A 13,623-nucleotide genomic window follows, 5' to 3' on the forward strand; every position below is an offset into this window, starting at 1 on the left:
GACTGACTATGATTGCTTGTTTTGGCAGTTTTTTATGTTTTAGCGGCAACTTTGTCAGCGCCAAAGCAGCGCAATCTCGTTTAAGACAAATTGCGCTTATCAGCTTTGGTAGAGTGACAGCTTGAGGACTCTCGCCTTTGATTCGCCGTAACAATGTTTTGTAGTAAGGCGACAGAGTCAGTTTAGCTTGCCAAAAACTCCAAGGCTGGCGAGGTTTTTGTTGGAATAAATTCAGTCACCTCATATTCAGCTAGTTGATGGATCTTGAAAGGGTCCTCGGCCAAGATCGCATCTAGGGCGGTGCGGCTATCGGCTTGCGCGAGGATCACTCCACCGGTGCGCGGTACTTTGCGACCAGACGCCAGAAATACTCCGGCGGCGTAGTGGCGATCTAAATATTGGATATGGGCATCTAAGTGTGTTTCTACGTCTGCTAAATCGCAGATGTAGTTCAGTGAAACAATAAACATCTTGCTCCTTTGCGGGTGCGGTTGGTGATGAGTAAGGACGCTTGAAATGTGCGTGATTTCATCTTCAATTTATTACTTTCAAGCCTAAGTTTCAAGCGCTTGCAGTGATATAGCTCCGCTCTGCTTTGACTCAGTTAAGTTTGATTTATTTGAACACTTGGCAGCGTATTTTCCTGATGCTTTTTCTGCTAGCTACTGTTTTGTGACTCGATTAAATTTATTTTAAGCAAATGAGGTGTCATGCAGTCGGCAATATTGCCGCTATTTACGGTTTTGGCGGACTTACAACAGTATTAATTTCACGACGGCTTGTTTATGCTAGAGCCATCTTATGTGACTGGTAGCTATCTATGTTTAAAAAATTCTCTGTTTATAGCGCAATTTGTTGTTTGTTTTGGGTGATACCCAGTTTGGCAGACCAGCTTCAGCCGGAAAAAGTCGCCACCCTTGTTCTCGAAAATGGCGCACGAGTGCAACTCAACGACGATTTCACTTGGGAGTATGTGTTTGTAAAGTCTGCTAATGAGGTGAGTGGCCAAGCGACAAAGAGTGCTGCTTTAGCGACTGTAGAAGCTGTCGAAAAGCCAGCCGCTGGGTCGGCTACGGAGCTTTCTGCTCCCTCGGTAAGTTTGAGTTCGGCGGCCATCGCTCAGGCCGATCTATTGAAGTCTACGGCTAAAAATGGGGTGAAGGTGAGTTTGCTGAGTAGCCAGTGGGATGCTCAGGATCGCCTGGGTTTAAACTTTGAATTGGTAAATACCGGCAGTAAAAATTATGTGCAGGTTGCACTAGCAGTGAGCCTATTTGCAGATTCGGGTGATTTGCTGAGTAAGCAAGAGCTAAAGGTTTGGCAAGCCATCTTTAGACTGCCCGAGAGTTATTTGCGTAAGGGACAAACTCGCAACAGTGACACCATCTGGTTGGACGGTGTTGATAAAGCGCAGTGGCAAAAACAATTGCTGACGCTGAAAATAACCGAGATGGACTCTCGCTAACTTGATGATTTACAACTCATGCTATGAGATTTACTTGTTACTGGCCTAGCAGGTCATATCAATCCTTTATCGTGAATTACTTGCGCTGATGCTTTTGAAAACTCTAGAGATTGTTACTTTTTTGAGTTCAGCCTATGTCCATGTCGACTCCTGATCGGCGAGCCTCGCCTGAATAAACAAGCTGTGCGAGGCTTCACTTGTGCTAAATCATCTGCTGATGGGCTGTGATGAGCTTCAGTATTTCGGTTTGCCTTTAGCGTCCCAATAAACTTCATGTTTCGGTCATATAACTGACACTTTTCCAGCCTAGTCTTGAATTCGAAATTGCACGCGAGTGCAAAACATCGATCACTAGAATTAATCAAGACAAGGAGAATCCAATGTTCCAACGGACACTAATGGCCAGCACCCTGATGCTCGCTTCGCTGGCTGTAAATGCTGATGAGCTGGTGATTGCAGCTCGTGATAGTAGTTATGGAGACGCCATGCAGTATGTGGTGGACCAGTATGAGAAAGCCCACCCAGACACCAACATTACTCTGGTCAAGCGTCCCAGTAAGGGCTTGTACGAAAGTGTGGTGCTGTCGATGCGTGAAAAAACCGGTCACTATGATGTGATTCTAATGGATGACACCTGGGCGCCGGAGTTTTTTGCAAACCAGTGGCTAAGTCCGCTATCCGATGCCGTCGCCGATCCGGATTTTGTTCAGGCACCGTTCAATATTGGCCGTTATCCAGATGCCAAGGGCTCGGTCTATGCCTTACCCATGGTGGGGAATGTTGCCATGTTTGCCTGGAACCGTGCGTTGTTTGAGAAAAATCATTTGAGTCAGCCTCAATCTTGGTCAGAGGTATTGGCGGCGGCGAAGACGATTAGTCAAAGCGCAGACGTGAAAGGCTTGGTTTTCCGAGGTGTGAAAGGCAATCCGATTGTGACCGGTTTTTTACCGATCCTTTGGGGCTATGGTGCCAATGTGGTCGATTCATCAGGCAAGGCAAGCTTAGACTCGCCGCAAGCCAAACAGGCCTTAGAAACCTTCCTTGCCATGAAGCAATACGCGCCGCGTGGTGTTGAAGTGTATAACGCCGATGAAGTTCGTGATGCTTTACAAAAAGGCAGCGTCTCCATGGCTATTGAAGTGTGGCCTGCCTGGGTGCCAAATCTGGACAATGCAAGCGTGTCGAATGTGGTGGGCGAGATGGAAATTATGGCACCGCCTGCAGAGGTGGGTCAGCCTTCGCCGATGTTGGGGATTTGGCAATTGGCGATTCCTGCCGATGCCAAGCATAAGTCACAAGCCGAAGCCTTCCTGAGGTTTGCCACCAGCGCTGATATTCAGAAAGATTTGGCGCTTCACTACGGGATCCCGCCTACCCGCACCAGCGCATATTTCGATAAAGATGTGGTTGCTAAATATCGTTGGTACCCACAACAAGCCGCCGCGCTGAAAACCGGTAAAGCACGCCCACGCATTCAAAACTGGGCAGAAGTAGAGAGTGTACTCGGTGATTTCTTGCAAATGGCGATGATGGGGCAAATGTCGGCCGAACAAGCCTTAAAGCAGGCGCAACGTCGCATTGAGCGAATGATTAAAGGTTAATTTTGTTGGATACAGGCCTTGTAAGCTGTGCTGGCAAGGCCTTGTTGGATCGGGTGTATGTTATTTGAAAATCGTAAGCAATTAGCTCTGTTGCTATTGCCAGGCTGTATTATTTTGGGCTTGTTAACCATTTATCCGCTGGCTTCGGTGCTGCTGAACGCCTTTGGTCATGCCGATCCGCACAGCGGCAGCTTCCGCTTTGTGGGTTTGGCAAATTTTGCTGAATTATTTGACGACTTTTTCTTTATTGGGGCGATTAAAAATACCTTTGTTTTTACACTGGTGGCCTCGATTTCTCAGGTGCTATTAGGCTTGTTTTTAGCCTTATTATTTCATCGACAGTTTCCGGGCCGCCGCTTTGCTTTACCACTGATTATCTATCCGATGATGTTATCGACTTTAGTTTGCTCATCCATTTGGCGTTCTTGGTATCACTATGATTATGGTTTACTTAACCATTTGCTGGTGATGATTGGGCTTGCGCCTCAAGAGTGGTTGTTCAATCCGGATCTTGCCCTGTACTCAATTGCGCTGGTGGATACCTGGCAATGGACGCCGATGGCATTTTTGATCATTTTGGCGGGCCTACAGTCGATCCCCAAGGATATTGGTGAGGCTGCGCGGGTGGATGGCGCGAAAGGTTGGCGTTCGTTGTTTTACATTACCTTGCCGCTGATCCAAAAACAGCTGATGCTGGCATTTTTGCTGCGCTCCATCGATACCTTCAAATTGTTCGACAAAGTTTATGTGATGACTGGCGGCGGACCGGGCAATGCCACCGAAACCCTGTCGATGTTTGTTTATAAGTATGGTTTTCGTTTCTTTGATTTAGGGATGGCCAGTGCCTCGGCGCTGGTGATGTTGAGCATCTCCTTAGTGATGACTTTGCTTTATGCCCGAAAAGTCATGCAAGGAGGCAAGTGATGAATACAAAGTTTCATGGCGTGCTGGTTTGGTTCATCGTATTGCTGTTTATCATGCCGGTTTTGTGGATGTTTGGCACGGCGTTGAAGCCACCCGGTGAGATCCTGCGCGCCAGTGCCAGCATTTTGCCAAGGCAGCCGAGTTTTGCGGCCTTCGCGGCGCTTTGGCAGGGGGATTTACCGCGTTTGGTGGCCAATACTTTATTGATTTCGGTGTCGGCCACGGTGATATCGCTGGTGGTGGCTTTTGCGGCCGCATATGCACTGGTGCGTTATCGTTTTCCTGCCAGCTTGGATAAGTTGTTTTTGTTCGCGGTTTTGGTGATCAAGATGATGCCGCCGATTGTGGTGGCGATCCCGCTGTATTCTTTGATGAACCAGATAGGCCTGCTAAATAGCAAATTGGGGCTGGTATTGGCTTATCAGGTATATACCTTGCCATTTTGTATTTGGATGTTGCTTGGTTTTGTGCGCGATATTCCCATAGAAATTGAAGAGGCAGGCGCGATGGACGGTGCCCGTTTGCTCAAACGCCTTGCTTATATTGTGTTTCCGCTGTGTGCGCCGGGTCTGGTGGCAACCGCGATATTTGCCATGATTTTAGGTTGGAATGAATTCTTGTTTTCCTTGTTGTTCATTCATACCCCAGACAAGTTCACGCTCCCTTTGTTTATTGCCAATTTTATGACCGAGGACGGCACCGCATGGGGGCCGCTGATGGCTGTGGGAATTGTTTCTTCGTTACCGATGCTGGCCTTAGCCAGCTATATGCAGCGTTATTTATTGCGTGGCTTTTCAATGGGCTTGAAATAGGAGGCACAACATGAAAAAACTAGAGTTACATCAAGTGAATAAGGCCTATGGCGATAACACGGTGCTGCCCAATATCAATCTCACGGTTGATGAGGGCGAGTTTGTGGTATTTGTAGGACCTTCGGGTTGCGGTAAGTCGACTTTACTAAGGATGATCGCTGGTTTGGAGTCAATCACTGACGGGCAAATTAGCCTCAACGGACGAAGTCTGAATGGGGTGCATCCCGCCGATCGCAAAGTCGCCATGGTATTTCAGTCTTACGCTTTGTACCCGCACCTGTCGGTAGCAAAAAACATGGCTTTTCCGCTGAAAATGGCCGGAATGGATAAGGCCAGTATCGCCCTGCGGGTGAGTGACACCGCCGACAAATTGCAGCTGACGTCATTGCTCGATCGCTTACCGGGAGAACTCTCTGGTGGGCAGCGCCAGCGGGTCGCCATTGGCCGAGCCATCGTTCGCGATCCGCAGCTGTTTCTATTTGATGAACCGCTATCCAATTTAGATGCGAAATTGCGGAGTGAAATGCGGATCCATCTTAAACAGCTCCATCAAAGCTTACAGTCGACCATGATTTATGTCACTCATGATCAGGTGGAAGCGATGACGCTGGCGGATAAAATTGTGGTGCTTAATCAGGGGAGAATAGAGCAAGTCGGCTCGCCGGAGACTTTATATCATCAGCCCGCAAATAAGTTTGTTGCGACTTTTATTGGGTCGCCGATGATGAACTTTATCCAACGAGACGATTTTCAAAGGATTAGTCCTCACACCGCGCTGTCTGCTTCGGTGACAAGCTTGGGGCTCCGACCCAATCAGGTGTTGATAGACGCGCTTGCCCCAGACTGTGAAATGCAGATCGAGCTGATCGAGCCCCTAGGGCATTCACGCTTATACCATGGCCAATTGAACGGTCAGCCATTTTTGGTGGAAAGTGATTGTTATTATCGCTTAGCTGACTATTTACCACTTAACTTTGCGAATTCGGTGCTGCATTGCTTCGCGAGTGATGGGCAACGAATTGCAGGCTTGAATGACGCTCAAGCGGTTGGAGCCTTCGATGCCGCATAGTTTTCAATTGGAAGTCTTGGGTATCGGCAATGCCTACGACGGTGAGCGAACCAGTGCTAGCCTATTGCTTGAAGAAAATGATTTTCGACTGTTGCTTGACTGTGGGCCAACAGTACCGGCGGCGATTTTTCATCGAAACATGGATCCTGATGCCATTGATGCGATTTATATTACCCATACTCATCCGGATCACTGTTTAGGCTTGAGCTGCTTATTAAATTGGATGGATGCTAAAAAACGCAAGCGGCCATTGCTGTTGATTGCCCAAGCGGAACAATGGCCAGTGCTGGAGCCATTGTTGGCATTCTCCCATTGGCCAGAACCTTCGCTCGAATTTGTGATTGAACGGCAAAATAGCGAATCGCTGTTGGCGATTGGTCCATGGCAAATTGAAACGTCTGTGACCCGCCACGCGGTTGCCAACCTGAGCTTGCAGCTGCGAACTTCGTGGGGGCATCGTTTGTTTTATTCGGGCGATGGTAGCTTGTCTCACAAGGGGCAGCAGTTGGCTGCGCAGAGTGATTGGGTATTCCTTGAGTGCGAAACACTCAGTCCTCACCCCAGTCATGGGTGTTGGCTGGATATTCAAAAGCTTACTCATAAGCCGGGTAGCCAATGGCGTTTGTATCATATCGACCCCCAATATCGACCTCAGTTGTCGGCCTTGGTGCGTCATATTGCGCACCTAGACCTCGCCGAAGAGGGACAACAGTTGGTGAGCGAAAAATCTGGAGTTATAGATGTTGCCTGAACAATTCGACCATCAATTAAAGGTCGCTTTATCCATCGCCGAACAGGCGGGAGCGATTGCGCTGCAATGGTTTGCCCAACGTGATGCACTAATTATTAGCAGTAAGGGACATCATGATTGGGTTTCACAAGCCGACCAATTGGTGGAACAGCATATTCGAGAAGCCTTGCAGACTGCCTTTCCCGAGCAGCATATACTCGGTGAAGAGAGTGGTGGCGAGTTTTGCTTGCCTTGCTGGGTGGTCGATCCGATTGATGGCACCACTAATTTTTTATATGGTCAGGCTGATTTTGTGGTGAGTATTGCCTTGGTTGATCAGCAAGGGCCGGTGCTTGGGATTATTTATGCGCCGGTGCATCAGCGGATGTTTTATGCTGTGCGAGGGCAGGGGGCTTTTGAGCGTAAAGCGAGCCAGCTGCTGCCTTTGCAGAGTCGGGCGGTAGCTCAGCAGCAGTTGGTGATTGGTTTAAATCTTAATTACCAGGCAGGGATCCCGGAGCGTTATCTGCGGCATAGCCAACAAGTGATCGCGCAGGGGCATCAGGTGCGAGTCAGCGGCTCAGCAGCGTGGACGCTCACTCAAGTCGCTTGTGGTGAGTTAGATGCTTGTTATATGGGACAGGTGAACATTTGGGATGTGATGGCAGCTCAGTTTATTTGTGAGTTAGCAGGGCTTGAAATCGCGCCCTATTTAAGCAAGCAGATGACTGGCCCTGTGTGGGCTTGGCCCAAAGGCTCACCCCTCGCGACTTGGCTAAACCATGAAGACATCATTCATCCAGACCGAGAGCGGCCTGAATATGAATAAAAAAGTAACCGCTGCGGATGTTGCAGCACATGTTGGCGTATCTCGCTCCGCTGTTTCTCGTGCCTTCACGGCGGGGGCCAGTGTTCATCCGAAAAAGCGGGCGAAGATTTTAGCAGCCGCTAAAGAACTTAGTTATCAGCCTAATTTTTTTGCGCGCACCCTCAGTACCCCTGTATCGCGTCAGCGCTCGAACTTGGTGGCGATCCTGATTAGTGATTTTTCGAACCCTTATCAGTCGTATTTGTTTGAACAACTATCAACCGCATTACAGCAAAGTGGTAAGCAACCGATGTTGTTAAATGTGAAGCAGGCTGAAGATATGGATGCGGCGATTCTTCGCCTATCGGGTTATCAGGTTGATGGTGTGATCGCGGTGATGGGCTCGTTACCTGCGACTAGTTTTAACCAGTGTCTTAAGCTGTCACTGCCCTTGGTGACTTTAGGTCGTGCTGACGAGCGGGGCTTGATCCCTTCGGTTCAGACCGACAATTTAACCGCGGGTCGCTTAGCGGCCCAGCATTTTGTGTCGCAGGGTTTAACCGAGCTTGGTTTTGTCGCGGGGCGTGCCGATGGGCAAGCATCGCTCGAGCGTTATCAAGGTTTTAAAGAAGCCTTAACGGAACATGGCATCACAGCACCGTTATTGCTCGAAGCTGGACGTTATGCTTATGCCGCCGGTTATGCCTTAGCGGCGCGCGAGCTTACATCGTTACGGCAATTAGCGGGCGTTTTTTGTGCCTCAGATGCTTTAGCGATGGGTTTAATGGATTGTTGTCGAGAGCATGCTGACTTGGCCATACCTAAACAACTTAAAGTGATCGGCTGTGATGATGTTCCGCAAGCCGCATGGCAAGGGTATCAATTGAGTACGGTTGCTCAGCCAGTGGAGCAAATGGTGGCGCAAGTGTTACTGCTATTGCAACGAATGTGGGATGGTGATCAGAGGATTTGCAGTATGAATCGATTGGCGCCGAGTTTAATCATCCGCCAAACTTAAGTTTTATCGCGTTGAGCAAGCACCTACGATGGCTTAAATCTGATAGGCAGAATCAAGGTTGATATCAAGCATGAAGCTATCAGGCTCTCGATTTTTCCTGATAACTTCATGGCTTAGTGCGTTGATGAATTGCGTTTATGCGCTGGGAGGCGTGTAGCCTTCGATATCTACTTCGCCATCTTCAAAGAGGTATTTCACCATTTCTGCTTGTAATAACTCACGATCATCCAGATTCATTAAATTTAACTTTTTCTCGTTGATCAGCATGGTTTGCTTTTTCTGCCACTGGGTCCAGGCTTCTTTGCTGATGTTGTCGAAGACTCGTTTGCCAACTTCACCGGGGATCAATTGAAAATCTAAACCTTCGGCTTGTTTTTTTAAACGTTGGCAAAATACAGTTCTGGCCATAATTATCCCTTATTGTTTGCTACATGGCGGCTTAAGCGGCCCTGAGGCGTTTTTGTGATCGCGTTTGCGCCAAGCTTTGGTGCTTGCTGCATGTTATACCAAAGTTGCCGTCTGGCTGCCATGACTAGTGTGCAGGTGCTGGCGCAAAACCGCTATTGATGATTGAACGATAGTGGCATTTACTTTGAGTCGCTTGCATAGTTTTGACACAAATGACTCAGCTTTAGAAAAACCTATACTTTTTAGGGGGGAGTCTCATAATGGCTTTATGATTGAAACGCGGAGATATTTCATCTAGATGGCGATTAAAACGGGCAGCTTAGGTCAGGCTTTGAGCCATAAATCGACCAGCCTGAGTAATGAAATCCTTGCCGCTATTCTTAATAGTGCCGAAGATTTAATTACCGGGCAAGGTTGGCTCGATAAGGTCAATGTTCTCTTGGAAGAGTTGGGAAAGGTGACTTCTGTGAGTCGGGTATGGATATTTCAAACGCTTGACTTACAAGATGATTACATTCTGCAAGATTATGTTTTTGAATGGGCTGCTGCCGAAAAGTATGTGCAAATTAAGCAGTCTCGGTTTAATTATTTTAAATCGATGTTAAAAGAGCCGGAGTATTCAGAGCTAGTTGAAAGCCGCAAACGGGGTGAGTATCAACAGGTGCTTCCTAAATTACTGCCTGAGTCTTGGTTGAAAAGTCACCTCGAAAGTCAGCAAGTCTTATCGATGTTAACCATTCCGATCATTGTTGAAAATCGCTGGTGGGGAACCTTGGGTTTAGATGATTGTGAGCGCGAATATGACTGGTCTCTTAACGAAATCACCTTGCTTAAAACCGCCAGTTATTTTATCTCTAGTGCGGTGGTTCGGGATAATTTTAGAGCCAAGAAACATCAGCTGGATATCTTAAAACAGAATATGGCTTGTAGTAGCTGGGAGTTTGATCGTCGGCGTGGCTATTTATGGTGTAGCTCTGAGGTCTTAAGTAGCAGCTCCGAGGTTGTGCGTAATCAACATTTTACCCCGCGGGAATGGATGAAGCGGATCCACCCCGCTTACCGTAAGCAGTTTCTGAAAGATGCACGCGAGTATTTTAGATCACAAGGGCGTACCTTACGTTGTGATCTAAAGATTATGAAGAATGATGGCAGCTACTGTTGGATAGACATCTCCGCCAATTTATCGACCGATAGCACGCTACATGATAGTTCTATCGCTGGTATTTGTTGGGATATTTCCGAGCGAAAACAGCAAGAACAACAATTACTTTTACAAGCGACGACCGATCCGCTCACCGGGCTGATGAATCGTCGTAAAATGGAGTCGCAGTTGCAGATCTTGATGTACGATAATGCGCAGCGGCAACAAAATTTTTCCTTGGCGGTACTCGACATCGACCACTTTAAGCAAGTGAATGACCGCCATGGGCACAGCGTTGGTGATCAGGTCTTACAACACTTTGCGAAAGTCTGTCATCAATCGCTGCGTAAGCAAGATTATTTTGCGCGGGTCGGTGGAGAAGAGTTTGTCGTGTTACTTCCCAATACTGGTCAGGATGATGCCGATTCTATCTGTCAGCGGATCTGTGAAACGATTCGCAGCACGCCCTTTGCAAACGAGCAGGGAGCGATTCAATACTCGGTGTCTATTGGCTTCACCACCCTCAGCGATGCCAGCCTAAACGCTCAGCAGATGATTGATGCGGCAGATCGCGCGCTTTATCAGGCGAAACAAACCGGACGAGCAAAAGTGGTGAGCAGTCAAGCACTAGAGCTTTAAACGGCTAGACTTGCTTTGGGTGCTCCGTCGATGGAATAGCATCTCAGCGCTGCAGCGAATGGATTGACGGTGCTTGGGCCATCTTAGGTTGAGAGCCAAACTAATCCAGCATAGGGTTTTGATTTGATGGCTTCAAGACGACTGGATAAATTGCCCACATGAATTTCTAATTTGTGCCCATCAGGGTCAAGGATGTAGCGTGATTGGCCTTCACTCTTGTTTACTTTCCATTGTGTTACCGCATGGCATGCTAAGCGTTTACAAAAAGGCTCAAAGTCTGATGAAGATATATCAAAGGCAAGATGTGTGTAATCATCTTTCGGGCATGGCTTATCCGATGAAAGACAAAACCATAGATCTCCAAGGGAAAGGTAAGCGCCATCATTCCATTTTACATGTCCTTTGAAGCCGAGCACTTCAATATAGAACTTTAGTGATTGTTCTAAATCGCTCACCGCGAGCGTGATATGGTTCAGGCCTAAAAGCATCTGTTACTCCTACAAAATAAGCGTCTTCAGTTCGCGCAAGGTATCGCATAGCATCATTGCGTTCAAGGCTGGCGATTAGTCGCTCACATCGACGCGAGTTTTCTTGCACTGCTGCTCTGGTGCTTGAAGCATTGAGCAATCATGTGGCTAAGCTTTGTGACTCCCCCTCGCCAAGCTTTTTGTCGAGCAGTTCATATCTTGCCCTCTCGGTATATCCATGGCGATGATAGAGTTTGCGTGCCGTGCCATTGTCGCGCGACAGCTGAAGTGAAGCATTGGTGCAGCCAGCCTGTAAAAATTCAGATTCGGCAGTTTTAAGCAATTTTGCTGCAAGCCCTTTACCTCGCTGCGATGGCAATATAAAAAGTTCATCAATTTCTGCTGTGATGCCAAGGTGCTCAAGGCTGAAAATGTAAACGGCAAGCAGATAAGCTACCGCTACGCCATCCTCCATCGCAACCCAGCCCCCGCCAAGCCTTGGCTCTGACAGTAAACGCTGTAGCTGTACAGCAACAGCCGAGGCTTCAAAATTGTCAATCTTCTCAAAGTTCCAATAATCCTTCACTAAGGGAAGTAGTGCGGGTATATCGCTCTCGCTTGCCCGTTGTATTTCTATCATGTCAGCTCCAGAGGGTTAAGGCTAAGCTTCTTAGCCAAATACGGCTGTGAATTTTGGCTTCCAACATTGGTAACGATATGCTGGCAATGGTGGTGTTTTAGTAAGCTTGTAGATTGGTCTCTTTTGAGAAGACTTGCTCAGGAACCTGTTTGACCAGTGCTTGGCCTGCTATCGGCGTTTTACCATTAAAGGTGAGGGTTGGGCCGCCATGCAATTCCCACCCCTTGTTCAAGGATTCAGTAATACGCATACAAAAATTAACATCATCGGGGCCAGTAATAAAACGGTAAAGCTTCATTTAATTTCCTTCTCTCATGTTTGATTCATTGGATCTGTTGGGTGACTTATTATGCCATATTCGGGTCGGCAAAATGTAGCTGAAATAGGTAGTCATCGTTCATTAAGTTTGTGGCTATCGCCCTTGTAAAAATCCGACGCTTTATCAAACAATATTGAATGACAATTGTGACCAGTATCGTCGCCATGATGCATGATTGTAATAGCCCTCATTCCCGTCTCTTTTGTGATTTTCTTATCGGTTTACATTTACGATGAGACTTGAATCGCCCCCGATTTGGGGAACACTTAGTACATAATAAAATCTCTTTGTGAGACAGAAGATTCGGCATTTGTAGTTAGGCAAAGCATAGGCATGATAAATGCCCGTATGGAGGCTGGTAATGCATCAATTGGTCTTCTAAGACCGAGAGCTTGCGAAGTTCGAGATACAGAATGCTTGAAGTTAAAGCTTTGGCAAACATCCCTTCCAGAAGAGGAGTCTATTTCTACCCACAAATTAAACTTATGTAAGCGGAGAAGAGCCGAAAAACGAATCAATTTTGGCGTTGCCGATGAACCTACTGGCAACACCAAATCTAAGCTCAGCGGTTTGCTTTAATTTGCCGCTTCTATGGTGCCTTTGAAGGTGGTGTTTAAGAAGTCCTTTATCTCTTGAGAGTGATAAATCGAGATAATCTTTTGAAATACTTCCTTGTTTTTGTCTTCATCTCGCGCGGCCACAACCATCACGGCTAAAGGCGCGTCTTTTGGCTCCAAGTAAATACCTTGTTTCTTAGGATCTAGTCCTGCAGACATCACGTAGTTCATGGTAATTACCGCAGCATCTACATCGTCAAGTGTGCGTGGCAGTTGAGCGGCATCGACTTCGACAAATCGAATACTCTTTGGATTGCTGATAATATCTTGCAACGAAGCACTGAAGCCAAGGTTTTCTTTTAGCGAAATCAAGCCTGCATCTTCGAGTAGTAATAGCCCACGGCCGCCATTGGTTGGATCGTTTGGAATCGCAATTCGAGCATGCTCTGGGATTGCGTCAAGCGTTGTGTACTTGTTAGAGTAAACGCCCATACGCATCAAAATGGAACGACCAATAGAGACTAAGTGACTATTGTGACTGTCGTTAAAGTTATCGAGAAACGGCTGATGTTGATAACTATTAAGGTCGATGCTGCCATCGCTTAGCGCGGCGTTAGGGGTGATATAGTCTGAGAACTCAACTACTTGAATGTTAATCCCTTGTTTTGCTGCTTGTTTGGCGACCGCTTCTACAACTTGTGCATGTGGGCCAACTGTTGCGCCAATTTTGATAAGCGATTCGTCTTTTTGCCCACATCCTGTTACGCCGAATACGAGTGTTAATGCCAACAGCGATGTTGTGATTTTTTTGTAGCTTTTCATGATAATCCCATTTAAATAACAAAAGACATTCAGATGTCTAGACGCCCATAATATCGATTAACGTGATTTGGTCAATAGCTTTTTAAAAGTGAAGTCAAATTGAGCTTATTACGATGTAAAATGCGTTTGTTTGCTAAGGGTTTACGCGACAAAAAGAGAGCTACTGATATAACTAGAAGAGCTAAACGAGCTTAGCTTGAAGG

At 47.1% G+C, this 13,623-nt stretch carries 15 protein-coding genes; 9 read left to right on the plus strand and 6 right to left on the minus strand.

The window, feature by feature from the left end; translation table 11 throughout:
• Positions 1-182: 182 nt before the first annotated feature.
• On the minus strand, positions 183-470 hold the full coding sequence (locus tag ACRRSY_RS04250) for a YciI family protein (protein WP_432454403.1): 288 nt from the start codon (positions 468-470) through the stop codon (positions 183-185).
• 350 nt (positions 471-820) lie between these two features.
• Here ACRRSY_RS04250 and ACRRSY_RS04255 point away from each other — a divergent pair, with 350 nt between their 5' ends.
• The 8 genes from ACRRSY_RS04255 to ACRRSY_RS04290 all read left to right on the plus strand — a co-directional run bounded on the left by ACRRSY_RS04255 (position 821) and on the right by ACRRSY_RS04290 (position 8,427).
• Positions 821-1,465, plus strand: coding sequence for a DUF3157 family protein (locus tag ACRRSY_RS04255; protein WP_432464409.1), 645 nt, complete (start codon positions 821-823; stop codon positions 1,463-1,465).
• A 380-nt stretch (positions 1,466-1,845) separates the two neighbouring features.
• Positions 1,846-3,066 carry an ABC transporter substrate-binding protein gene (locus ACRRSY_RS04260; RefSeq protein WP_432464410.1) on the plus strand — a complete coding sequence of 407 codons (1,221 nt, stop codon included), beginning with the start codon at positions 1,846-1,848 and terminating at the stop codon, positions 3,064-3,066.
• 57 nt (positions 3,067-3,123) lie between these two features.
• Positions 3,124-3,990 (plus strand): carbohydrate ABC transporter permease, encoded by an 867-nt coding sequence (locus ACRRSY_RS04265; RefSeq protein ID WP_432461008.1) that lies wholly within the window; start codon positions 3,124-3,126, stop codon positions 3,988-3,990.
• On the plus strand, positions 3,990-4,802 hold the full coding sequence (locus ACRRSY_RS04270) for a carbohydrate ABC transporter permease (RefSeq protein ID WP_432461009.1): 813 nt from the start codon (positions 3,990-3,992) through the stop codon (positions 4,800-4,802). The genes ACRRSY_RS04265 and ACRRSY_RS04270 overlap by 1 nt, the downstream gene beginning before the upstream one ends.
• Positions 4,803-4,812: 10 nt before the next feature.
• Positions 4,813-5,871 carry an ABC transporter ATP-binding protein gene (locus ACRRSY_RS04275; protein WP_432461010.1) on the plus strand — a complete coding sequence of 353 codons (1,059 nt, stop codon included), beginning with the start codon at positions 4,813-4,815 and terminating at the stop codon, positions 5,869-5,871.
• The gene (locus tag ACRRSY_RS04280; RefSeq protein ID WP_432461011.1) at positions 5,861-6,622 is read left to right on the plus strand and encodes an MBL fold metallo-hydrolase; all 762 of its coding nucleotides are present in this window, start codon (positions 5,861-5,863) and stop codon (positions 6,620-6,622) included. The genes ACRRSY_RS04275 and ACRRSY_RS04280 overlap by 11 nt, the downstream gene beginning before the upstream one ends.
• Entirely contained in the window at positions 6,612-7,430 is an 819-nt protein-coding gene (locus ACRRSY_RS04285; protein WP_432461012.1) for an inositol monophosphatase family protein, read from the plus strand. Before ACRRSY_RS04280 ends, ACRRSY_RS04285 begins: the two co-directional genes overlap by 11 nt.
• On the plus strand, positions 7,423-8,427 hold the full coding sequence (locus tag ACRRSY_RS04290) for a LacI family DNA-binding transcriptional regulator (RefSeq protein ID WP_432464411.1): 1,005 nt from the start codon (positions 7,423-7,425) through the stop codon (positions 8,425-8,427). The genes ACRRSY_RS04285 and ACRRSY_RS04290 overlap by 8 nt, the downstream gene beginning before the upstream one ends.
• Before the next feature lie 135 nt (positions 8,428-8,562).
• Here ACRRSY_RS04290 and ACRRSY_RS04295 read toward each other — a convergent pair whose 3' ends face one another.
• Positions 8,563-8,835, minus strand: a complete 273-nt coding sequence (locus tag ACRRSY_RS04295) for an oxidative damage protection protein (RefSeq protein ID WP_432454391.1) — start codon at positions 8,833-8,835, stop codon at positions 8,563-8,565.
• Positions 8,836-9,133: 298 nt separating this feature from the next.
• Between ACRRSY_RS04295 and ACRRSY_RS04300 the strand changes: the two genes are divergently transcribed.
• Positions 9,134-10,615, plus strand: a complete 1,482-nt coding sequence (locus ACRRSY_RS04300) for a diguanylate cyclase (RefSeq protein ID WP_432461014.1) — start codon at positions 9,134-9,136, stop codon at positions 10,613-10,615.
• A gap of 83 nt (positions 10,616-10,698) precedes the next feature.
• On the opposite strand, the gene fos is transcribed toward ACRRSY_RS04300, so the two are convergent.
• The 4 genes from fos to ACRRSY_RS04320 form a co-directional block, all read right to left on the minus strand.
• Positions 10,699-11,103, minus strand: a complete 405-nt coding sequence (fos, locus tag ACRRSY_RS04305; RefSeq protein WP_432454389.1) for a fosfomycin resistance glutathione transferase — start codon at positions 11,101-11,103, stop codon at positions 10,699-10,701.
• Between the two features lie 139 nt (positions 11,104-11,242).
• Positions 11,243-11,722, minus strand: coding sequence for a GNAT family N-acetyltransferase (locus ACRRSY_RS04310; protein WP_432464412.1), 480 nt, complete (start codon positions 11,720-11,722; stop codon positions 11,243-11,245).
• 97 nt (positions 11,723-11,819) lie between these two features.
• Positions 11,820-12,020 carry a DUF1737 domain-containing protein gene (locus ACRRSY_RS04315; RefSeq protein WP_432464413.1) on the minus strand — a complete coding sequence of 67 codons (201 nt, stop codon included), beginning with the start codon at positions 12,018-12,020 and terminating at the stop codon, positions 11,820-11,822.
• Positions 12,021-12,616: 596 nt separating this feature from the next.
• Positions 12,617-13,420, minus strand: coding sequence for a MetQ/NlpA family ABC transporter substrate-binding protein (locus ACRRSY_RS04320; protein WP_432454388.1), 804 nt, complete (start codon positions 13,418-13,420; stop codon positions 12,617-12,619).
• Positions 13,421-13,623: the final 203 nt, after the last annotated feature.

This window comes from Agarivorans sp. QJM3NY_33 (assembly GCF_050870865.2).
In the GTDB taxonomy this organism is placed as follows: domain Bacteria; phylum Pseudomonadota; class Gammaproteobacteria; order Enterobacterales; family Celerinatantimonadaceae; genus Agarivorans.